Raw genomic sequence first — 20,116 nt, forward strand, 5'->3', positions numbered from 1 at the left:
CCGTCGCATGGCGGCACGGCCCCCTGCGGCGCATTATGCTTCTCATACCAACGGCCGAAGATGCTGACCGCATCCGGCCGTTGAAAACTCGAGACTGTCTCATACGTGTCAGCGACATGAGACAGTCTCGAAAGGCATACCAAGAGTCATTTTCAATGACCCTTGGTATCATACCCATCCGCAGGAGAAACGCAGCATGGCCAGAACCATGAAGGCGGCCGTTGTCCGCCAGTTCGGCAAACCCCTCACCATCGACGAAGTGCCGGTGCCGGAACCCGGCGAAGGCCTGATTCAGGTGGCCATTCAGGCCTCAGGCGTCTGTCACACCGACCTGCACGCCGCCGAAGGCGACTGGCCGGTGAAGCCCAATCCCCCCTTCATCCCCGGTCACGAAGGCGTCGGTTACGTTTCGGCGGTGGGCAAGGGCGTCAAGCACGTCAAGGAAGGCGACCGCGTCGGCGTGCCGTGGCTCTATACGGCCTGTGGCCATTGCCGCCACTGTCTGGGCGGGTGGGAAACCCTGTGCGAATCCCAGCTCAACACCGGCTATTCGGTCAATGGCGGCTTTGCCGAATACGTGGTGGCCGATCCGAACTTCGTCGGTCACCTGCCCAAAAACATCAGCTTTACCGAAATCGCGCCGGTCCTGTGCGCGGGCGTGACTGTCTATAAGGGGCTGAAGGTCACCGACACCAAACCTGGCGACTGGGTGGTTATTTCCGGCGTCGGCGGTCTGGGCCACATGGCCGTGCAGTACGCCAAGGCCATGGGGCTCAACGTCGCCGCCGTCGATATTGACGACGCCAAGCTCGACCTCGCCCGCCGTCTGGGCGCGACCGTGACGGTCAATGCCAAAACGGAAGCCGATCCGGCGGCCTATATCAAGAAAGCCACGGATGGCGGCGCGCAGGGCGTGCTCGTCACCGCGGTTTCGACCACCGCCTTCAAACAGGCGCTCGGCATGGTGTCGCGCGGCGGTACGGTGTCTCTGAATGGTCTGCCGCCGGGGGAATTCCCGCTCGACATCTTCGGCATGGTGCTCAATGGCGTCACTGTGCGCGGCTCCATCGTCGGCACGCGACTCGACCTTCAGGAATCGCTCGATTTCGCCAGCGACGGCAAGGTCAAGGCGACCATCGCCACCGAAAAGCTGGAAAACATCAACGACATCTTTGCGCGTATGCACAAGGGGCAGATCGAAGGCCGCGTCGTGCTCGACCTGACGGCGTGACGTTTTTTTGTCTCCGGCCCTTTCCCTCAAGCGCCGGAGACCTTATGTTACACCTGTTCCTTCGGGGACTATGGGGATAAACGCCCACGTAATAAGCGGACTGGACCCGGGTGCGATTCCCGGCGGCTCCACCATTTCCCTCCGTTTGCGGAGCCTATGGGGCCGATCAGCATCGACAGACGTGTAAAGGTGTAGCCTTCCCTCAGTTTGAGCCTCTGTGATCGGCTCAAAATTATAGTTGCGAACGATAACTTCGCTTCGGATCAAGCTCTTGCTGCGTAATGCGGCGGATCTAATCCACCTCAACTCCTAGGGCTTAAGCTCCCTAGGCGGGGCCCGGCGAGGGCCTGGCAACAGAACCTCGCCACTTCCTCCACATTCCGATCAGGCCCTCGCGTTCTTAAATCAGGATTTGGGGGCCTGGCACCAGAACCTCGCCACTTCCTCCACATTCCGATCAGGCCCGCGCCAATTGTAAGTGAAGATGGGGGACGCCTGGCAACAGAAGTCCAGCACCTCCTCTCTCCAAAGCCATCACAAGTCGGGGAAATCTCGCACCTGCGGGCATTTTGCTGTTTTGTTTCAGCCGCACCGTGTTAAGTCTGGAGCAGATTCACTCCCCCAATGCAGGTACCCCGCCCGACATGACCGATACGCCGTCCGTCATTGACCACATGGATTATGCGACCCTGACCCAGAACGCGCTGCGCGGTGTGATCCGCGAAGCCCTGATCAAGGCGTCGCACCCGCAGGGCCTGCCCGGAGACCACCACTTCTACGTCACCTTCCTGACGCGCGCCGAAGGGGTCAGCGTCCCCGAAGACCTGCTGCGCCGCTATCCGCGCGACATCACCATCGTGCTGCAGCACCAGTATCGCGAACTGAAGGTCGAAGGCGACCGCATCAGCGTGACCCTGAGCTTTGGCGGCGTGCCCAAGGTGCTGCGCTTCCCCCTGTCGGCCATCACCCGCTTCTATGACCCCAGCGTGCAGTTCATTCTCGAGTTCGACGTCGAAGAACCGCTGGAGGCCAATGATGACGGCGGCCCCATCGCGGACACAGCTCCGCCGTCAGAGGCCGGCGCGACCACTGAACCCGATCCGGACGCCCCGCCCCCCGATACCGGGCCAAAGGTCGTCTCGCTCGATCAGTTCCGCAAGAAATAGCCGCCGCCTTCCGCAGGGTTTCGCCACATGCGCCAGCCGTCTGCCCGCCTAATCGCCCTGCTCGCTGCCGGATGCCTGTATGCTGGGATCGGTCTGCCCGTTCTCGCCGCGACTCCGGTGCTGCCCGTCGCCGCGCCTGTGACGGAGAGCCCGGCCGCGCAGGCCCCGGACGTCCCGGTGGTACGCACGCCACGCCCGACCCCGCGCCGCCCCACACCGACCCCGGTCGCGGTTGAGCCTTTGCCCGCCACGCGGCCGGTGAGCGCCGACGATATCGAATCCTTCACCGATGCCACCGTGTCTGCCCTGATGCAGCGCGATCATGTGCTGGGGGTGACGGTCGCCGTGGTGCAGGGCGGCACACCCCTGCTGATCAAGGGCTACGGCTATGATCGCCTGATGCCCCGCCGAGCCGTCGATGCCCAGACCAGCCTGTTCCGCATCGGCTCGATCACCAAGACCTTTACCTGGATCGCGGTGCGTCAGGAGATCGAGGCCGGACGCATTCGGCTGGATGGCCCCGTAGCCGCCTATCTGCCCGAAGACATCTTTGCCAAGGACCGGCGGTTCAAGCCGATCCGTATGCGCGACCTGATGGCCCATACGGCGGGGTTTGAAGACACCTCTCTGGGGCATCTCTTCCGGCTCGAAGACGGGCGCATCGAATCCACCGACACCTATTTTCGACGTCATGCGCCGCAGCGCATCCGCGAACCGGGCAGCTTCGCCACCTATTCCAACTATGGGGCGGCACTGGCCGCCCGCGCGGCCGCCCGCACGGCTGAGGCCAAAGACGTGCCCACCCTGATGGAGGCGCGCATATTCCGGCCGCTGGGCCTCGCATCGACCACCCTGCGCGAACCTTATGATCCGGCGCTGATCCACCCCAATGCCGCCGCCGAAGGCCTGCCGGCACCCATGCCGGGGGGCCTGTCCGACCGCCTGTCGCAGGGCTTTATCTGGGATGGCGCGACCTTCCGGCCTCAGCCCTTCGACCACGCCCTGCCGATGGCGGGGGCGCTGGGGGCTTCGACCACCGCCGCCGACATGGCACGTTATATGTCGCTTCTGCTGGGCAATGGCCGCTTTGACGGCGCGACCCTGTTCGGCCCCGCCTCGGCTCAGGCCTTCCGCTCGCCGCTCCTGACCATGCCGAAGGGCTATAACGGCTGGGCGTCGGGCCTGCGCATGGGCGAGACCGCGCAGGGGCTGAAGACCTATGGCCATACCGGGGCGACCCTGTGGTTCAACGCCAACATGATTCTGGTGCCGGAGCGCAATCTGGGCATCTTCATTGCGGCCAATACCGAAACCGGCGACACCCTGACACGCGCCTATCCCGAACTGCTGATCCAGCACGTCGAGGGCGTCGCGACCCCCGCCCCGCGTCAGCCGGTTCAGAGCTATGAGGCCGATCGCGCCTATTTCGATTCCTTGCGCGGGGCCTATGTTTCGACGCGGCGCGCCTATGGCGGGCTCGAAGGTGCGGTAACGCGACTGATCAACACAGTGGAGGTCGATGCCGATGCCCAGGGCCGCCTGATCGTCAGCGCGCCCGACGGGTCTTCGGCCTATGTCGCCGCCGCCGCGCGTGGCTTTTTCACGCCGCAGGACGTCAATCCGCTGGGGCCGCAGATCGGCAATGACGGTCTGCATTTTCTGTTCCGTCCGAAGGGCGGCCACGCCACCGCCTTTGAAACCACGGCCAATATGGCGCGTTATGAGCGCGTCGGCTGGTTTCACCGGCCCTCCACCCTCTATGTGCTGACGGCGCTCATGCTGGGGTCGTGCGTGCTGGTGCTGATGGGGCTGAGCCGCGTGGGTCAGCGCGACCACCCAACCGACGCGCAGGTGGCGGCGACGTGGATTTCCTACGCCACTGCGGCCGTGTGGATACTGGCCATCGCCCTGTTCAATAGCTGGCGTCAGGGCCTGACCGGCGACCCCAGCGCCCTGTTTACGCGCTGGCCCAGCGGTCAGTTGCAGATGGCCTCATGGCTGGCGGTTGTGGCTTCGCTGGCGACCTTGTTTCAGCTCGGCAACCTCTACCGCGTCTATGAAGAGGCCAATTACCATGCCGACGGCTGGGCCCTGTGGCAAAAGGCGGCGCATACGGCGCTCAATCTCGGCTGGCTGAGCTACGCCCTGCTGCTGATGAGCTGGGGCGCGCTCACACCGTGGGGCTAAACCCCAAACCCTACCGTTTCAGCGCATAGACGCGGATGTGGATTTGCTCGCGTTCGCCTTCAAAGCGTTCGACCAGCAGGCGCGCCACCTGACTGTCGTCGTGAAAGACAAACCCCTTGATGGCATCGAGCAGCGCCTTAGCGAGGTTATCGAGGTCCATCCACGGCGGATCACCGACGTGCTCCATGCGGATTTCGACCGCATAGTCGCCCCAGGCCGGACGCGATCCCCGCCACTCTTTGCGGAAAAACTCATAGACCAGAGGCTTGTAATATTTGGCCTGCGTCGTCAGTCCATCAATGAAGAGTTCGATCCCCTCATCGGTTTCCCGCGCCCGCACCTTACCAAAGACGGTCCAGGTCATTGAGCCTGTCCGTAAACCTGCTCAATCCACACAGCAGCCAGACGTTTGAAATCCAGAAAGGTGACTTCACTTGGGGCCAAACGACTTTCACGACACAGGGCGGGGAAGCTCTCCATAAAACCCGCATATTCCGTCGCGATTACGCTTCCACCCGGCACTTCAGTCAACCGCGCTTCGGTACGTAGCCAGATAGAGACCTCAGCAATCAATGCCTCAACACCCCCATCATAGGTTCGGATGTCCTGACCCGCGATGTCAGACAGGAACTTTTGATAGCGAAAAGCCTTTATATCGAGCACAAGGGCTGTTTTGGCGCGCTGCTTAGGCCCGCCAAAACTATGCGCCCCTAGAAACAAGCCCAATTCAAAAGGCATGTTAAAGCGAGGCAAAGGATAATCTGCATCCCTATCTGGATCGCCGTACAAGCCTGTGTACGATATATCATGAATACCAAAACGGCACTCTCTGATCAGACGACATATTTTGTCATAGCGGTTTTCAATGGAATTATCAGCTTCAAGTGCGCAACGCGGCTCAAGTCCTGATCGAAGTACCGCGTACGTTATCGCCCAAAAACGATTCCTATAATCCACAGAGAATGGGCAGTTAATGAAGACATCTGTGGCATTCATCCAAATAATCAGTCCTCGGACTTCACCGCATTGGCCTGTGCTTGGCGTACAGCCACCACCGCTCTACGCGCTTGCGCCAGAGTAATATTGTCCACGCGACCTTTAGGCCGCAGGATTTTTACCCCGTCCTTGGTCACGCCAAGGTATCCGCTACCGTAGTGTCCGGTTCCGGAGAATTTCGACTTAGACCGCTTACGCGCAGCGGGGGTATTTTGCGCTGTATCTGCCATACCTTCAATATCCGCCCGCAGCCCTCAAAAATCAAGATAGACGCCTAAATAAGCCTAACGCACCTCGTGTACCGGCAGCATAATATCGCAGACCGAAAAGTCGGCCCCCTTTTCGGCCCGCTTCGCCTTGACCAGCGTCGCAAAGGCCCCGCCGGCGGTGTTCATGATCTCCAGCTTCGGACGCCCAGACGCGGGCATGTCGGACAGGAGCCGCATCCTTGTCATCGCATCGGGCTGCGACGGGGGTTCGCCCACCCTCAGCGCCGCCACCACTTCAAAACCGGACACGACCCGCCCTACGACCGTATAGTCGCGGTCAAGGCGTGTGACCGTATCGCGCATCAGATAAAGCTCGCTATTGGCCGAGTCGGTGGCGTCCCCGCGCCCCATGCCCAGCACGCCGCGGCAGTGCGTCCCCCAGGCCCGCACGGCGCGGCTGCCATCACCGGCGGGCGGCATATGGCGGTCGGTCATCGCCACATAGGGCACCGCGCCGATAAAGCCGGTCGTCGCCCCGTCGGGTTGCGCCACCACCGAGTGCGGCACCGTCTCAGCCAGTCTGAACACCGCCTCCAGAGGCAGGTCCGGCAGGGCGCTTTTGCCACCATCCTTATTGTTCGGATTGCCGGTCTGGGCCACGAAATGGTCGATCACGCGGTGGAACAACAGGCCGTTATAAAAGCCCTGCCGCGTCAGGTCTTTGATGCGCGCCACACCCTGCGGGGCCATTTGCGGGCTGAGGACGATGATGACCCGCCCCTGTGTCGTTTCCATGACCAGCGTGTTGTCCGCATCGAGCGGCATCCAGTCCTGCGCGGTCGCTGATGTCGCCAGCAACGCCAATGCCGCAATGGCCCCCGCCCCCCACGCCTGCATCACGCCTTCTCCACGAAGCTGTCGATGACCTTCTTCTCGCCGGAAATGTCGAAATTGACCACCAGCTTGTTGCCTTCGGTTTCGACCACATGACCATAGCCGAACTTGCTGTGGAAGACGCGGGTGCCCACGCTGAGGCCCTTGGAGGGTTGCGGCTTGGCGGCCGGTTGGCGGTGCGGTTGCGGCTTTTTCTCCAGCCGGCTCATATCCACACCCGACAGACGGTCGCTGAAGCGGCCCTCGGTTTTTGTTTCACTTTTCGTGTGGTTCGGCTGATAACCCGCACGATCCCAGCGGCTTTCCTGCGATTGCCAGCCCGCCTGAGTATAGCCGGTCTGCGACGTCGCCTCGACGTGCTCAATCGGCATTTCGTCGATAAAGCGCGACGGTATCTGGCTGGTCCAGCGCCCGAAAACCTGCCGATTGGCCACAAAGCTAACCCGTGCGATCTCCCGCGCCCGCGTCAGGCCGACATAGGCCAGCCGCCGCTCCTCCTCCAGCCCTTTCAGGCCGTTTTCGTCCATCGAGCGCTGCGACGGAAAGACGCCCTCCTCCCAGCCCGGCAGGAAGACCACCGGAAACTCCAGCCCCTTGGCGGCGTGCAGGGTCGAGATACGCACGCTGTTTTCGCCATTGTCGCGCTCAAGGTCCATGACCAGCGACACATGCTCCAGATAGGCTTCGAGGTTTTCGAAGTCCTGCATGGCGTTCATCATTTCCTTGAGGTTGTCGATGCGCGTCCCGCCCGACGTCTTATCGGCGCGCTGCATGTCGTAATAACCGCTGTCAGTCAGCACCATATCGAGCAGCGCATCATGCGCTGTGCTTTTCAGCGCCGCCACCCAGCGGTCGTAATCGCGCAGGAAACCGACCAGCGGCGTTTTGGCCCGCGCCGGCAGTTCATCGGTCTGCACCAGATCACGCACCGCGGCCATGACGCTCTGCCCGGCCAATCGCGCCTGCATCAAGAGCTTCTGCACCGTGGCATCGCCAATGCCGCGCTTGGGCACATTGACGATGCGCTCAAAGGCCAGGTCGTCGTCTTCGGACTGGATCAGACGCAGATAGGCGATGGCGTCGCGGATTTCCGCCCGCTCGAAAAAGCGCGGGCCGCCCACCACCACATAGGGGATTTGCAGCATCAGGAAGCGTTCTTCAAACGCCCGCATCTGGAACGAGGCGCGCACCAGCACCGCCATGTCGGAATAGGCCCGACCCTGCTTTTTCAGACGCTCTATGTCTTCGGCGACGCCCTGTGCCTCGGCCGCGCCGTCCCACAGGCCCTGCACGCGCACCTTTTCGCCGCCCTCCTGATCGGTGAACAGGGTCTTGCCCAGACGTGCGCTGTTGGCGCGGATCAGGCCGGAGGCGGCGGACAGGATATGCTGGGTCGAGCGATAGTTGCGCTCCAGCCGGATGACCCTGGCCCCCGGATAGTCGCGCTCGAACTTGAGGATGTTATCGACCTCGGCCCCGCGCCAGCCATAGATCGACTGATCATCATCGCCCACGCAACACAGGTTGCGGTTGGCATTGGTGAGAATCCGCAGCCACAGATACTGGGCGATATTGGTGTCCTGATACTCGTCCACCAGTACATATTTGAAGCGGCGGTGATAGTGTTCGAGTATGTCCGGATGCTCAGTGAGGATTTTCAGCGTGTGCAGCAAAAGGTCGCCAAAGTCGCAGGCGTTCAGCACCCGCAGGCGCTCCTGATACTCGGCGTAGAGTTCCGGCCCCTTGTTGAAGGCGAACTGCGCGCCCTCGTCGGCGGTCATCTTCGCCACCTTGTCCGGCGTCAGGCCCTTGTTCTTCCACTGATCGAGGAAGTGCGCCATCAGCTTGGGCGGGAAGCGCTTGGTGTCGATGCGCCGCGCCTCCATGATCTGCTTGAGAAGGCGCGTCTGATCGTCGTCGTCGATGATGTTGAAGCTCGACTTCAGCCCGACCAGCTCGGCATGACGGCGCAGCATCTGGGCGGCGATCGAGTGGAAGGTGCCCAGATTGGACAGGCCTTCCGCCGACGGCCCCACCAGCCGCGTCGTGCGCTCGCGCATTTCGCGCGCCGCCTTGTTGGTGAAGGTGACGCAGAGGATTTCCCACGGCTTGGCCAGACCCTGCGCCAGTATGTGCGCGATGCGCGTGGTCAAAACGCGCGTCTTGCCCGTACCCGCCCCGGCCAAAACCAGCACCGGCCCTTCGGTCGAACGCACGGCGTCAGCCTGTTCGGGGTTCAGCCCCTTGAAAAAATCGCTGCTGAAAGAGGCCCCGTTGACCGAGGCCCGCTGACTGATGGGAATGGAAACGTCTTCGCTCATGCCGGCCAGTCTAGCCCGTTCGCCGGACGGAACCAAACGGAAACATCAGCCCGCCCGGCTTATGCACAGGGCGGCTGAGCGTCTCAGGCCGTCTCGCCCTTACGCTTCTTCCCCCCAGACGCCTTCTGCTGAACGAAGGCCAGGGCCGACAGGCGGCAGAAGGAGGCCAGAAGGCTCTCCCCGCGCTTGGTATCCAGCTCGGCAATCAGGGCCGCCAGACTGATTCGGCGATCCTTCGCCATTGTCTCCAGAACCGCCCAGAACTCCGGTTCCAGCGCAACGGAGGTGGCGTGTCCGGCAAGATTAACCGACCTCTTTCTTAAACCCGGCATAGTGTCCCTCCTGTCCAGGTAAGCCTTTGCTGCATCACTGCGTCCCCCGGCGATACGGCAAACTTAAAAAATTGAGTTGACGATGGCGGCACAACCACAAACGTGTAATTTTTTATTGTGGTACTATTAAACCGCTACCCTCCGGGCCATGAAAAACCCATGTAAACTCTTGTCGTTTTACATAAAAACGTCAACCATTTTCGGATTTATCCACATCCTGACGTTTCTGTCCGTCCAGTTGACGATCGCGGCGCGCCTCGTCTTCGCGCGCAGCGCGGCGCAGATGACCGGGCAGACCGAAGGTAACGCGGTTCTGAGCGGCCTGCGTCTTATCCCGCTCACGCTGGCGTGCCTTGCGCGCCTTGTTCAGATTGATCACGTCACTCATGGTTCACACGCCGGACCGCATAGACCGGACCATACATTTATAAACGCCATACCCAAGTTCGTTCAATATACAGCGCCGCATTTGCGATTAAAAGATAATTAAGCTGCACCCCGCGCGAAACGCTTTATAATTTTTCATCAAAACACCGTTACGTCAAAAATACAACCACGTTCTTTCGCCCCTTCCGGAATCTTCGCATGACCCTTATTCTCAACATCCTATGGTTCATCTTCGGTGGCTTTGCCGCGGGCCTGGCCTGGTGTCTGGGGGGCTGCCTGCTCGCCCTGACCATTGTTGGCCTGCCGTGGGCCGGGGCGGCCTTCCGTATTGCCGGATTCAGCTTCTTTCCGTTCGGCAAGGCCATTGCCGACCGCGACCTGATGACCGGTCAGGGGGATATGGGGACCGGCGGTACGGGCGCGCTGATGAACATTGTGTGGATCCTTCTGGGCGGCTGGTACATCGCGCTGGGGCATCTGGCTCTGGCACTGGCGCAGGCCGTGACGATTATCGGCATCCCCTTCGCCATCAAAAACGTGCAACTGGCGTGGCTGGCTCTGGCCCCGGTCGGCAAGATCGTCATTGAAAAGCCCTGATCCCGTCCTGTAGATACGCCGGAAACCCGTTCCGGAGAGACAGATGGATTTGGACCGACGCACCCTGATGACCGGCGGACTGGGTATGGGGCTGGCCTCTGCGTCCGGCGCCGTGGCCCAGACCCTGGGCAGCGAGCTGAAAGACCTCAGCGGCACACCTCTGCCGCCTGAGACGACGGAATATGTCGATCTGTGGCCCAAGGGGCCAACGGGCCTGCTGAAGGCGGACCTGAACGAGGCGGTCAAAACCTCACCGAACCCGCCACCGCGCCGGCTGGTGAGCGGTGTGGTGCGTCCGCGGCTGGCCGTCTATCGTCCGCAAAAGCCCAATGGCGGGGCCCTCTTGGTCATTCCCGGCGGAGGCTACACCTACATTTCGGTCGATAACGAAGGCCATAATGTCGGCCGTGTGTTTTCAGCGCAGGGTCTGACCGTCTTTGTCCTCTATTACCGCCTGCCCACCGAAGGGTGGGCGCAGGCATCGGACGTGCCCCTGATGGACGCCCAGCGCGCCATGCGCCTGATCAAGGCACGCGCCAAAGACTTCCATATTGATCCGACGCGGGTGGGCGTCATGGGGTTCAGCGCCGGCGGCCACCTGTGCGCCTCATTGGCCACGGGCTATGGCGCGCCCGTCTATGCCACCGTCGATGCCATAGACGCCGAAGACGCCCGGCCTCACCTGTGCGCACCCCTTTATGCCGTGATTTCGATGAAGCCCGGCCTGACCCATGCGGGCTCGCGCAGCAACCTCATCGGCGCGACGGCCAATGAGGAGATCACGGCGCGCTATTCGACCGAAAACCACGTCACGGCGCAGACCCCCCCGGCCTTCCTGCTGCACGCCGAAGACGATGGGGCCGTGCCGGTGGAAAACACCCTGGCCTTCCGCGCCGCGCTCAAGGCCGCCGGTGTCGCCGTAGAGACGCACCTTTACCCCCGGGGCGGGCATGGCTTCGGCATTCTGTCACCGGCTGTGCCGTGGAGCGACCTGTTCCTGCATTTCGCTCGCCAGCAGGGCCTATATAGCCAGACGAATGCCTGATGCCGGGTGTCTTTGTAAATCTTCCGCGACGGTCTCGTGCCCCTGATGCCTCTGAGACATGCGCGCCTTCTCAGCGACCGGAGACCTTCAATATCAGGGGTCGATGGCATGAAAATGCGTTTGAAAACTTATCCCTGGGTCAACTGTAACCTTGTTAAATACTTTTCATGACTCAGGTTTAATTTGACCCTGATAGCCTATTGCGAGATGTGTGATCAGGCAGGCTCCGGCTTTTCGGAAACCTGCCGATGTTGGAACCCCTGTTGATGCGCGTATTGGCCTGCACATCCCTGACCCTGCTCTTGCCGATCTTCGCACCGGAGATGGCGGTGGCCGGTGAAAACCGGATAGAGCTGCAAAATCTCGCCGCCCGCGTGATTGTGGTGGCGCAGGCGCGTCAGGACATCGACGTGCGCGTCAAGTCGGGCCCCCGCAACATGCCCCAGGTTACGCTGCGCCGTCAGGGGGATCGCGTCATCGTCAACGGCAATGTCGGTGGCCGCAGCCAGTCGTGCGGCGGCGGTGGCGGAAGCCTGTTTGCCTTCACCCTCGGCGACCGCAACGTCACCACGGTGCGGGTGGCTGGCATGGGTCAGGTCAACCTCTCCGAACTGCCGACCGTCTATGTCTATGGACCACAGGACCTCGAAATCGTCAGCACGGGCGCGGTCTATGGCAATGTGTCCGAGACCGGCAGCCTGAAGCTCAACCTGCATGGCTGCGGGGACTGGAATGTCGGCCCCGTGCGCGGCAGCCTCACCCTCCTCAGCAATGGCTCGGGCGACACGCACGCCGCCAGCGCCGGGGACAGCGAAATCATCAGCGCCGGTTCCGGCGATGTCAGCATCGGCGCGGTGCGCTCGCTTAAGCTCTCGCAGTCGGGCTCCGGCGACGTCACGGTGGGCTCCGTCGGCGGCACGCTGTCGGCGGCGACCGCGGGATCGGGTGATGTCAGCATCGGCGCGGTCAATGGTCCGGTTGAAATCAGCGTGGCGGGCTCCGGCGACGTGGTGGTCGCCAAGGGGCGCAGCCCGACGCTCAAGATCGCTCTGGCCGGATCGGGCGACGTGCATTTTGGCGGCGAAGCGAAGATGGTCGAGGCCGCCGTGGTCGGTTCCGGCGATATCTACGTCGCCCGCGCCACAGGTACGGTTCAGAAAAAAGTGCTGGGTTCCGGCGATATCGACATCGGCGGGCAGTAATCCCGAGGGGCATCAGAGCGAATTTGATCCCGAAACGGCGTTCGGCGAAGCCAAAACCGCTGCACACTTTTCGGAAATGCGCTCTAACCGGAGGCGGTCAGCCTGTTCGGTCGCTTGACAGGATCAGCTGAAATCGTCCGCGTCGCGCAGGCGACGGCGAAGTGCGGCGCGCAGCACCGAAATGCCGACGATCAACGGCGACAGGGCCAGCACATAGGCCTTACGCCACAGCGTATCGGCGCGTTTGCGGAAATAATAGACCAGCCCCAGCCCCTTGTTCATCTCGACAAAGACGGGATCGACTCGCGAAGTGTGGCCTTCGTGAATGACCTCAGCCGCGGGATGGAACAGCACTGCTCCGCCCCTCTGGCGGATGCGCCAGCACAGGTCCACGTCTTCGACGTGCAGGAAGAAGCGGGTATCAAACCCGCCTACGGCGATAAAATCGGCGCGGGCGATGCAGAAGCAGGCCCCGGACACCGTTGCGACCGGCAGGGGGGCTTCCGGCAAGGGCTCATCCTCGCGGTGAATTTCGTAGCTGCGCAGGAAGGGCAGATATTTGGGCAGGCGCATCAGCGACACGAGGGTCGTGACCGGCGTCACCTCGCCCCGGCGCGAACCGCGCTGTTCCGTACCGTCCGGATTGAGGACACGCGCCCCGACCAGACACGGCCGGGGCGTTTTGAGCGCCGTATCCACCATCGCTTCGATGGCCCCGTCGCAGAGAATCGCATCGGGGTTGAGGAAGACGATCCACGGCTGATTGGCCAGTTGCGCCCCCATATTGGCGGCGCGCGCAAAGCCGATATTGCCATGCCCCTGCACCAGCAGCACCCGCTCATACGCTTCGTCGATATCGCGCAGCAGCTCAACCGTGCGCTCCGAAGACCCGTTGTCGATCAGAACCAGTTGCTTCACCGCCGGTTCGGCCAGCACCCGTTCGATCGAATCAAACAGGATGCGGCCGGAGTGATAGGCGATAATGACGACCGTTACGCCACGGGTATCGCGCGACGGCAGGACGATGTCGGTCCCGGGCGCAAGCGTTTCCGCCTCATCTGCCGCCAGCCTCTGGGCCTTAAGTAGATCGCGGATCGTAGGCGGTAGTGTGCGTTCCATGTAGCGACTTCAAATACTTATTTCAGATCAGGCGGCAGGCTCTCGGTACGCAACTGTTCGGCGGCGGCATCGACTGACAATACGGTCTGCCCCTCCTGCCCCAGATAACGCAGGGCCACTTCACCGGTCTCGGCCTCTTTGCGACCGACCACCGCAATCACCGGCACCTTGGCCAGAGAATGTTCGCGGATCTTATAGTTAATCTTCTCGTTACGCAGGTCCGTGTCAACTCTGAGACCTTGCGACCGCAATTTTGCCGCGACCTGTTGCGCATAATCATTAGCATCGGAAGTGATGGGTGCCACTACCACTTGTATGGGAGCCAGCCACAGCGGGAACTTACCGCCGTAGTTCTCGATCATGATGCCGATAAAGCGCTCGAACGAGCCGAGAATCGCCCGGTGCAGCATTACCGGACGCTGACGCGAGCCGTCTTCGGCCACATATTCGGCCCCCAGACGCTCCGGCAGCACGTAGTCGAGCTGGATCGTGCCACAGGTCCAGGTGCGGCCAATGGCGTCGCGCACGATAAAATCGAGCTTCGGCGCGTAGAAGGCCCCGTCGCCTTCGGCAATGACCGGTTCCACGCCCGCCGCGCGGGCGGCCTCGGCCATCTGCGCCTCGGCCTTGTCCCAGAATTCGTCAGACCCGGCGCGCACCTCCGGACGGGTGGCCAGCGCGATATGCTCGGCCTGCATCCCCAGATCGGCGTGCACCTGACGGCAAAGGGTGATGAACTTCGTCGTCTCTTCGACGATCTGGTCTTCACGGCAGAAGATGTGCGCGTCGTCCTGCGTGAAGCCGCGCACGCGCATCAGGCCGTGCAGCGAGCCCGACGGCTCATAACGGTGGCAGGCCCCGAATTCAGCCATGCGGATCGGCAGTTCCTTATAGGAACGCAGGCCCACCTTGAAAATCTGCACGTGGCCGGGGCAGTTCATCGGCTTCAGCGACAGGGTTTCGCCTTCGACCGTCTCGCAGACGAACATGTTGGGGCGATACTTGTCCCAGTGGCCCGACTTTTCCCAGAAGGTGCGGTCCAGCACCTGGGGCGTCTTGACCTCAACATAGCCGGCGGCATCGAGGCGGCGGCGCATATAGGCCTCCAGCGTGCGCCACAGCGTCCAGCCGTGCGGGTGCCAGAAGACCATGCCGCGCCCCTCTTCCTGCATGTGGAAGAGGTTCATCTGACGGCCCAGCTTGCGGTGGTCGCGCTTTTCGGCCTCTTCAAGGCGCGTGATATAGGCCTGAAGGTCCTCCTCAGACGCCCAGGCCGTGCCGTAGATGCGCTGAAGCTGCGCATTATTGTGGTCGCCCCGCCAATAGGCCCCGGCCAGCTTGGTCAGCTTGAAGGCCTTGCCGATAAATTTCGACGACGGGAAGTGCGGCCCGCGGCACAGATCCTTCCAGTTGTCGCCATGGCGATAGACGGTGATGGTCTCCGTGCCGGGCAGGTCACGGATGATATCGGCTTTATAGTGCTCGCCGATCTCCTCGAAGTGCCGGATGGCTGCGTCGCGCTCCCACACTTCGCGCACGATCTTTTCGTCGCGATCGACCAGCTCTTTCATCTTCTTTTCGATCTTGGGCAGGTCGTCGAGGCTGAAAGGCTCATCGCGCGCAAAATCGTAATAGAAGCCGTCCTCGATAGCCGGACCGATAGTGACCTGGGTGCCGGGGAACAGCTCCTGCACCGCCTGCGCCAGCAGGTGAGCGGTGTCGTGGCGGATGACCTCCAGCAGGGCCGGATCGTCGCGCGTCAGGATTTCAATGGCGGCGCTGCCCTCAATGGGGCGGTCGAGATCGTAAAGCTCTCCGTTGAGGCGGAGCATCGCCGCCTTTTTGGCGAGAGACTTGGACAGACCCTCCGCTATGGTTCGTCCGGTTGCGCCCGGCTCATAGGAACGAACGGCGCCATCGGGAAACGTCAGGTCAATCATGTCTTTTCTCACTCTGTGTCCAGTCCATACGAGAGACCAGGACGTCTAGCGCATTCCGAAAAGTGTGTAGCGGTTTTCGGAACCAAATGCGCGGTTATAGATTTGGCCGCGCCCCTACGACAGGCGACGGCAGTCAGTTTTTGCCAACTTTTGGCGGCACCGGATCGTATCCGTGGCCCCCGCCGGGACGGCACCGGCAAATACGCTTAAATCCCAACCATGAACCTTTTATGGGGCCATGCACGATCAGGGCTTCGGCGGTATATTCCGAACAGGTCGGCGCAAAGCGGCAGGCCTGCCCGATCAGGGGCGACAGGCTAAGCTTATAGGCCCTGAGCCCCGTGTTCACGGCCTTGGCATAGAGACGCCCCATGCGGCAATACCTTTTTGGCGAAAATCAGAGACTTGAGTCATTTTGGACACAAAATCAACTCCCTCCCGGCCACGCCACAGAGAGGATTACGCCTTACCCGCCGCCTCGACCGTGGCCTCCAGCGCCAGAAGCGTTGAGGCGTGGCGCGCCGGAAAGTCCTTCACCGACTGAAGGATGGCGAGGTCGGCAAAGCGCTCAGGATAGGCAAATTCGCCGCCCTTGAGCATGGCCTTCATCGCGTCGCGCGCGGCGACGACCTCGGTGATCGGAGCACCGATGACGCTCTGGCTGAGGATGGCCGCGGCGGCCTGACCCAGGGCACAGGCTTCGACCTCCTGCGCGAAGTCAGTGATCACGCCGTCCGCGCGTTTGACTTCCACATGGATGGTCGAACCACACAGCTTGGCGGTGCGGTCAGCCGCGCCATCCGGGGCCTCCAGCCGTCCGACGTGCGTCAATTGCGTGGTGCGGCGCAGAATTTCACGGGAATAGAGTTCGTCGATCATTCACTTCCTCCCCCTCGCCCCTACGGGGAGAGGGTGGCGCGTCAGCGCCGGGTGAGGGGGAGTCCGAGGCCAAGCCCCCTCACCCCAACCCTCTCCCCATAGGGGCGAGGGGGTTTTTGAGCTATATCGTCCCTTCGGCTTTCACCTTCAAGGCTTCGGCGAATTTGGCAAAGCCTTCGCGCAGGTATTTGCGGTATTTTTTCCCCTCACGCTCGGACAGGAAGCCCGAAAACTGTGCCCCGATGGCGAAGTCGCACGCCGTGTCCGACAGGATGTTCAACTCATAAAAGCGGATCAGCGAGCCTTCGTAAAATTTCTTCGGCACGCCGATATGGATGTGCGACAGCGGCGACCAGTCTGACACGAAGCCATTGATCTCCCAGTCCCCCAGCCCTTCATAATGCTCCATGAAGCGTACTGGCGCGCCGAAACCCAGCTTGCCCTTGGCCTCTTTATGGATGGGCGACCACTGCGCCCAGCCTTCGATGTCCTGAAGAATCTCATAGACCGTATCGACCGGGGTCTGAATACCGATACGTTTTTCCACCTTGAGTGCCATGTCTTAAGCCTTCAGTTTCCATGTGGCCCCTGCCGGGCCGTCCATGACCTCTACGTTCAGCGCGGTCAGTTCGTTGCGGATACGATCGGCCTCAGCCCAGTTTTTTTCAGCCCGCGCGGTCTTGCGCGCTTCCAAAAGGGCCTCGACCTTTGCCGACAGGTCATCATCGGCACCGCCCTTGAACCAGCTTTCGGCCTCCTGTTGCAGTATGCCCACCAAGGCCCCCGCCACCAAAAGCTGCGATTTGGCCAGCGGTTTGTCCGCCTCGGAAGCCTTTTCCAGCGCACTGGCCAGTGCCGACAGTTCCGCCAGCACGCGCGGCGTCGAAAGATCGTCACACAGGGCTTCGATCACCGCTTCCGGCACCGCCGTCTCGACCACGGGCACGTCGGCGGCCTTACGCAGAGCTTCGTAAAGCCCGTCCAGACGCTTGCGCGTCTGCACCAGCAGATCATTATTCCAGTCCAGCGGCGCGCGGTAGTGGGCCGAAAGCAGGGCCAGACGGATCACCTCACCGGGAAATTCCTTGATCAGGTCGTGCACCAGCAACACATTGCCCAGCGACTTGGACATTTTTTCAGCGTCCATGGTCAGGAAGCCGTTGTGCATCCAGTAGCGGGCATAGCTCTCTTCCTGATGGCTATGGCCATGCTGGGCACAAACGCCCTGCGCGATCTCGTTTTCGTGGTGCGGGAAGATCAGGTCGTGCCCGCCGCCGTGAATGTCGATAGGCAGGCCCAAATTGGCCTCGATCATGGCCGAACATTCGATGTGCCAGCCCGGACGCCCTTCCCCCCACGGCGACGGCCATTTCGGCTCACCGGGCTTGGACGGCTTCCACAGCACAAAGTCCTGCGGACTCTTCTTATAAGGTGCCACCTCGACGCGCGCCCCGGCGATCATGTCATCCAGCGAGCGGTTGGAGAGAGCCCCATAGGCCTTATAGCTTTCGACATCGAACAGCACATGGCCTTCAGCTTCATAGGCGTGGCCGTTGCGGATCAGGGCCGCAATCTGCGCCACGATGGCGTTCATGTTCTGGGTCACGCGCGGCTGGATCGTCGGCTCCAGCGCATTGAGCGCCCGCATGTCGGCAGTGTAGATGTCGGCAAATTTCGAGGTGATGACGTCGATATCGACCCCTTCGGCCATGGCCTTCTGGTTGATCTTGTCATCCACGTCGGTGATGTTGCGGGCATAGATGACCGCCTCTTCGCCGTAGAGATGGCGCAGCAGACGGAACAGCACGTCGAACACCACCACCGGGCGCGCATTGCCGATGTGGGCGTAGTTATAGACCGTCGGTCCACAGACATACATCGTCACGCGCTGCGGGTTTTTTGGAACAAAGTCCACCTTCTGGCGTTTAAGCGTGTCGCTGAGTCGCAGTTTCATGACGATTTCTGTTGAACTCCGTGAAGTTTGCCCCATATAGACGCGGCAAGGGTTGGCTTCCAAGCGATTATATCGAGGGCAATCCAATTCCTGCGCAGGATCGTAAACCGCCTGCAAACTTTCAAGGGGTCTTGTGTATGCGACCCCGGCAGAGGGATGCCACGCGTCATTCCGGGACCGTCGTCCCGGCGCCACTCGGCCCTCCGGAGATATTAAGTATGGACAGCCTCGACCCGAATTCCCGCCCGCACAGCGAAGACCCGCTGACCCAGGCTCTCGCCCAGACGCGCAGCAAGGGTTTTTCCGAAATCCTCAATGTCGAGCGCCCGTCCAAGGAAGAGGCCATGGCCGCCGTGCGCACGCTTCTGGCCTGGGCCGGTGACGACCCCACGCGCGAAGGCCTGATCGACACGCCCAAGCGCGTCGTCGAAGCCTATGACGAGTGGTTCTCCGGCTATCAGGCCGACCCGGCCAAGGAACTGTCGCGCACCTTTGAAGACGTGCAGGGCTATGACGACATGGTCATGCTGCGCCATATCGACGTCGAATCGCACTGCGAACACCACATGGCCTCCTTCCTCGGTAAGGCCTATGTCGCCTACATGCCGACCGCCAAGGTGGTGGGTATCTCCAAGATCGCGCGCGTTGTCGAAATCTTCTCCAAGCGTCTGCAAACACAAGAAACCCTGACCAAGCAGATCGCCGACGCCATAGAGCAGTCACTGGCCCCGCTGGGTGTCGCCGTGCTGATCGACGCCGAGCATCAGTGCATGACCACCCGCGGCGTCCACCACAAGAACGTCACTACGGTGACGACTCGCTTCACCGGCGTGTTCAAGAGCGACCTCGCGCTTCAGGATCGCTTCATGCGTTTCTGCCAGCCCTGATCGCGCTGAAAATCAAAGGTTTTGACGCCCGATGCTGTCAAAGCGTCGGGCGTTCGCCTGTCAGGCTATATGTTCGCAAAAGCGTCATGAAGAAATTGTAATCCCGCGTGAACGAAGCTCTTTACATTTGCGCGAGCTTTGTCCTAAATCGGTTCCTGAAATTTGCGCCTGCTTCCGGCGGGTGGTTTTTTAATGCCTCAAGGCGTCCCGCCGGGACGGTCAGAGGGACTTAGGGAGTTACATCATGGGCGCTAAGCTCGGTGGCGGCGGCGGTTCTCGCTATACCGTCGAACAGAATTCCGACATCAACGTCACGCCGTTCGTTGACATCATGCTCGTGCTGCTGATCATCTTCATGGTGTCCGCGCCGATGGCCACCGTGTCGATCAAGCTCGACATGCCGCCGCCCATTCCGTCGGATACCCCGAAAGAGAAAAAGGACCCGATCTTTATCTCGATCCAGGGCCCGGACGACATCTATATCGGCCCGAAGAAGACCTCGCTGGCCACCCTGCCGGCCGATCTGGCCGTCGCGCTTAACTCGGCAAACCCGACCGAAGAGCGCGTTCTGGTGCGCGGCGATGCCGATATCGAATATAACGACTTCATGTCGGTTCTGAACACGCTTCAGGACAACGGCTACTTCAAGATCGCCCTGATCAACGAAGACCTGTCGTAAGCGACACTGCCGAAACGATCCCATGACACGCCGGAAGCCCGCTTCCGGCGTGTTTTGCGTTATTGCCCTCGCCTTCAAGGGAGAGGGAAAA

The 20,116-nt window shown here is 61.5% G+C and carries 20 protein-coding genes and 1 other RNA gene; 9 read left to right on the forward strand and 12 right to left on the reverse strand.

What is annotated here, in order from left to right:
* The first annotated feature begins 196 nt into the window (after window positions 1–196).
* The 4 genes from adhP to PQU94_RS10290 all read left to right on the forward strand — a co-directional run bounded on the left by adhP (window position 197) and on the right by PQU94_RS10290 (window position 4,584).
* Window positions 197–1,231, forward strand: coding sequence for an alcohol dehydrogenase AdhP (gene adhP / locus PQU94_RS10275; RefSeq protein WP_272741376.1), 1,035 nt, complete (start codon window positions 197–199; stop codon window positions 1,229–1,231).
* 16 nt (window positions 1,232–1,247) lie between these two features.
* Window positions 1,248–1,600, forward strand: a transfer-messenger RNA (tmRNA) gene (gene ssrA, locus PQU94_RS10280).
* Between the two features lie 275 nt (window positions 1,601–1,875).
* A complete protein-coding gene (locus tag PQU94_RS10285) occupies window positions 1,876–2,397 on the forward strand; it encodes an SspB family protein (protein WP_272741377.1) in 522 nt (173 codons plus the stop codon).
* Between the two features lie 27 nt (window positions 2,398–2,424).
* Window positions 2,425–4,584, forward strand: a complete 2,160-nt coding sequence (locus PQU94_RS10290; RefSeq protein WP_272741378.1) for a serine hydrolase domain-containing protein — start codon at window positions 2,425–2,427, stop codon at window positions 4,582–4,584.
* 10 nt (window positions 4,585–4,594) lie between these two features.
* Here PQU94_RS10290 and PQU94_RS10295 read toward each other — a convergent pair whose 3' ends face one another.
* The 6 genes from PQU94_RS10295 to PQU94_RS10320 form a co-directional block, all read right to left on the reverse strand.
* The gene (locus PQU94_RS10295; RefSeq protein ID WP_272741379.1) at window positions 4,595–4,948 is read right to left on the reverse strand and encodes a RusA family crossover junction endodeoxyribonuclease; all 354 of its coding nucleotides are present in this window, start codon (window positions 4,946–4,948) and stop codon (window positions 4,595–4,597) included.
* Entirely contained in the window at window positions 4,945–5,580 is a 636-nt protein-coding gene (locus tag PQU94_RS10300; RefSeq protein WP_272741380.1) for a hypothetical protein, read from the reverse strand. The genes PQU94_RS10295 and PQU94_RS10300 overlap by 4 nt, the downstream gene beginning before the upstream one ends.
* A gap of 284 nt (window positions 5,581–5,864) precedes the next feature.
* The gene (locus PQU94_RS10305) at window positions 5,865–6,686 is read right to left on the reverse strand and encodes a peptidylprolyl isomerase (protein ID WP_272741516.1); all 822 of its coding nucleotides are present in this window, start codon (window positions 6,684–6,686) and stop codon (window positions 5,865–5,867) included.
* Window positions 6,686–9,004, reverse strand: coding sequence for an ATP-dependent helicase (locus PQU94_RS10310; RefSeq protein ID WP_272741381.1), 2,319 nt, complete (start codon window positions 9,002–9,004; stop codon window positions 6,686–6,688). Before PQU94_RS10310 ends, PQU94_RS10305 begins: the two co-directional genes overlap by 1 nt.
* Window positions 9,005–9,087: 83 nt before the next feature.
* On the reverse strand, window positions 9,088–9,336 hold the full coding sequence (locus tag PQU94_RS10315) for a ribbon-helix-helix domain-containing protein (RefSeq protein ID WP_272741382.1): 249 nt from the start codon (window positions 9,334–9,336) through the stop codon (window positions 9,088–9,090).
* Window positions 9,337–9,526: 190 nt separating this feature from the next.
* Entirely contained in the window at window positions 9,527–9,724 is a 198-nt protein-coding gene (locus PQU94_RS10320) for a DUF4169 family protein (RefSeq protein WP_272741384.1), read from the reverse strand.
* A 197-nt stretch (window positions 9,725–9,921) separates the two neighbouring features.
* Here PQU94_RS10320 and PQU94_RS10325 point away from each other — a divergent pair, with 197 nt between their 5' ends.
* The 3 genes from PQU94_RS10325 (at window position 9,922) to PQU94_RS10335 (ending at window position 12,567) form a co-directional block, all read left to right on the forward strand.
* Window positions 9,922–10,320, forward strand: a complete 399-nt coding sequence (locus tag PQU94_RS10325; RefSeq protein WP_272741385.1) for a YccF domain-containing protein — start codon at window positions 9,922–9,924, stop codon at window positions 10,318–10,320.
* 43 nt (window positions 10,321–10,363) lie between these two features.
* The gene (locus tag PQU94_RS10330) at window positions 10,364–11,365 is read left to right on the forward strand and encodes an alpha/beta hydrolase (protein ID WP_272741386.1); all 1,002 of its coding nucleotides are present in this window, start codon (window positions 10,364–10,366) and stop codon (window positions 11,363–11,365) included.
* Between the two features lie 248 nt (window positions 11,366–11,613).
* On the forward strand, window positions 11,614–12,567 hold the full coding sequence (locus tag PQU94_RS10335; RefSeq protein WP_272741388.1) for a GIN domain-containing protein: 954 nt from the start codon (window positions 11,614–11,616) through the stop codon (window positions 12,565–12,567).
* 123 nt (window positions 12,568–12,690) lie between these two features.
* On the opposite strand, the gene PQU94_RS10340 is transcribed toward PQU94_RS10335, so the two are convergent.
* The 6 genes from PQU94_RS10340 to cysS form a co-directional block, all read right to left on the reverse strand.
* On the reverse strand, window positions 12,691–13,686 hold the full coding sequence (locus PQU94_RS10340) for a glycosyltransferase family 2 protein (protein ID WP_272741389.1): 996 nt from the start codon (window positions 13,684–13,686) through the stop codon (window positions 12,691–12,693).
* Between the two features lie 17 nt (window positions 13,687–13,703).
* Window positions 13,704–15,626, reverse strand: coding sequence for a threonine--tRNA ligase (gene thrS, locus PQU94_RS10345; protein ID WP_272741390.1), 1,923 nt, complete (start codon window positions 15,624–15,626; stop codon window positions 13,704–13,706).
* A 133-nt stretch (window positions 15,627–15,759) separates the two neighbouring features.
* Window positions 15,760–15,999 (reverse strand): membrane protein insertion efficiency factor YidD, encoded by a 240-nt coding sequence (gene yidD, locus PQU94_RS10350; RefSeq protein WP_272741391.1) that lies wholly within the window; start codon window positions 15,997–15,999, stop codon window positions 15,760–15,762.
* 86 nt (window positions 16,000–16,085) lie between these two features.
* Window positions 16,086–16,505 (reverse strand): iron-sulfur cluster assembly scaffold protein, encoded by a 420-nt coding sequence (locus PQU94_RS10355; protein ID WP_272741392.1) that lies wholly within the window; start codon window positions 16,503–16,505, stop codon window positions 16,086–16,088.
* A gap of 121 nt (window positions 16,506–16,626) precedes the next feature.
* Window positions 16,627–17,064, reverse strand: a complete 438-nt coding sequence (locus PQU94_RS10360; RefSeq protein WP_272741393.1) for an SRPBCC domain-containing protein — start codon at window positions 17,062–17,064, stop codon at window positions 16,627–16,629.
* 3 nt (window positions 17,065–17,067) lie between these two features.
* The gene (gene cysS, locus PQU94_RS10365; RefSeq protein WP_272741394.1) at window positions 17,068–18,459 is read right to left on the reverse strand and encodes a cysteine--tRNA ligase; all 1,392 of its coding nucleotides are present in this window, start codon (window positions 18,457–18,459) and stop codon (window positions 17,068–17,070) included.
* Window positions 18,460–18,677: 218 nt separating this feature from the next.
* Between cysS and folE the strand changes: the two genes are divergently transcribed.
* Together folE and PQU94_RS10375 are read left to right on the forward strand one after the other, a co-directional pair.
* The gene (gene folE, locus PQU94_RS10370; RefSeq protein WP_272741395.1) at window positions 18,678–19,346 is read left to right on the forward strand and encodes a GTP cyclohydrolase I FolE; all 669 of its coding nucleotides are present in this window, start codon (window positions 18,678–18,680) and stop codon (window positions 19,344–19,346) included.
* Window positions 19,347–19,590: 244 nt separating this feature from the next.
* Window positions 19,591–20,025, forward strand: a complete 435-nt coding sequence (locus PQU94_RS10375; protein ID WP_272741396.1) for an ExbD/TolR family protein — start codon at window positions 19,591–19,593, stop codon at window positions 20,023–20,025.
* Window positions 20,026–20,116: the final 91 nt, after the last annotated feature.

It is taken from the genome of Asticcacaulis currens (assembly GCF_028550395.1).
Lineage (GTDB): Bacteria > Pseudomonadota > Alphaproteobacteria > Caulobacterales > Caulobacteraceae > Asticcacaulis > Asticcacaulis currens.

What these genes read in the sequence shown, in the direction of transcription:
- PQU94_RS10305 (WP_272741516.1), bottom strand. Translation starts at nt 6,686, where the DNA reads ATGCAGGCGTGGGGGGCGGGGGCCATTGCGGCATTGGCGTTGCTGGCG.
- PQU94_RS10375 (WP_272741396.1), top strand. Translation starts at nt 19,591, where the DNA reads ATGGGCGCTAAGCTCGGTGGCGGCGGCGGTTCTCGCTATACCGTCGAA.
- PQU94_RS10325 (WP_272741385.1), top strand. Translation starts at nt 9,922, where the DNA reads ATGACCCTTATTCTCAACATCCTATGGTTCATCTTCGGTGGCTTTGCC.
- PQU94_RS10335 (WP_272741388.1), top strand. Translation starts at nt 11,614, where the DNA reads ATGTTGGAACCCCTGTTGATGCGCGTATTGGCCTGCACATCCCTGACC.
- PQU94_RS10355 (WP_272741392.1), bottom strand. Translation starts at nt 16,505, where the DNA reads ATGATCGACGAACTCTATTCCCGTGAAATTCTGCGCCGCACCACGCAA.
- PQU94_RS10290 (WP_272741378.1), top strand. Translation starts at nt 2,425, where the DNA reads ATGCGCCAGCCGTCTGCCCGCCTAATCGCCCTGCTCGCTGCCGGATGC.
- PQU94_RS10315 (WP_272741382.1), bottom strand. Translation starts at nt 9,336, where the DNA reads ATGCCGGGTTTAAGAAAGAGGTCGGTTAATCTTGCCGGACACGCCACC.
- PQU94_RS10330 (WP_272741386.1), top strand. Translation starts at nt 10,364, where the DNA reads ATGGATTTGGACCGACGCACCCTGATGACCGGCGGACTGGGTATGGGG.
- PQU94_RS10310 (WP_272741381.1), bottom strand. Translation starts at nt 9,004, where the DNA reads ATGAGCGAAGACGTTTCCATTCCCATCAGTCAGCGGGCCTCGGTCAAC.
- PQU94_RS10295 (WP_272741379.1), bottom strand. Translation starts at nt 4,948, where the DNA reads ATGACCTGGACCGTCTTTGGTAAGGTGCGGGCGCGGGAAACCGATGAG.
- adhP (WP_272741376.1), top strand. Translation starts at nt 197, where the DNA reads ATGGCCAGAACCATGAAGGCGGCCGTTGTCCGCCAGTTCGGCAAACCC.
- cysS (WP_272741394.1), bottom strand. Translation starts at nt 18,459, where the DNA reads ATGAAACTGCGACTCAGCGACACGCTTAAACGCCAGAAGGTGGACTTT.
- yidD (WP_272741391.1), bottom strand. Translation starts at nt 15,999, where the DNA reads ATGGGGCGTCTCTATGCCAAGGCCGTGAACACGGGGCTCAGGGCCTAT.
- PQU94_RS10300 (WP_272741380.1), bottom strand. Translation starts at nt 5,580, where the DNA reads ATGAATGCCACAGATGTCTTCATTAACTGCCCATTCTCTGTGGATTAT.
- PQU94_RS10320 (WP_272741384.1), bottom strand. Translation starts at nt 9,724, where the DNA reads ATGAGTGACGTGATCAATCTGAACAAGGCGCGCAAGGCACGCCAGCGT.
- PQU94_RS10340 (WP_272741389.1), bottom strand. Translation starts at nt 13,686, where the DNA reads ATGGAACGCACACTACCGCCTACGATCCGCGATCTACTTAAGGCCCAG.
- folE (WP_272741395.1), top strand. Translation starts at nt 18,678, where the DNA reads ATGGACAGCCTCGACCCGAATTCCCGCCCGCACAGCGAAGACCCGCTG.
- thrS (WP_272741390.1), bottom strand. Translation starts at nt 15,626, where the DNA reads ATGATTGACCTGACGTTTCCCGATGGCGCCGTTCGTTCCTATGAGCCG.
- PQU94_RS10285 (WP_272741377.1), top strand. Translation starts at nt 1,876, where the DNA reads ATGACCGATACGCCGTCCGTCATTGACCACATGGATTATGCGACCCTG.
- PQU94_RS10360 (WP_272741393.1), bottom strand. Translation starts at nt 17,064, where the DNA reads ATGGCACTCAAGGTGGAAAAACGTATCGGTATTCAGACCCCGGTCGAT.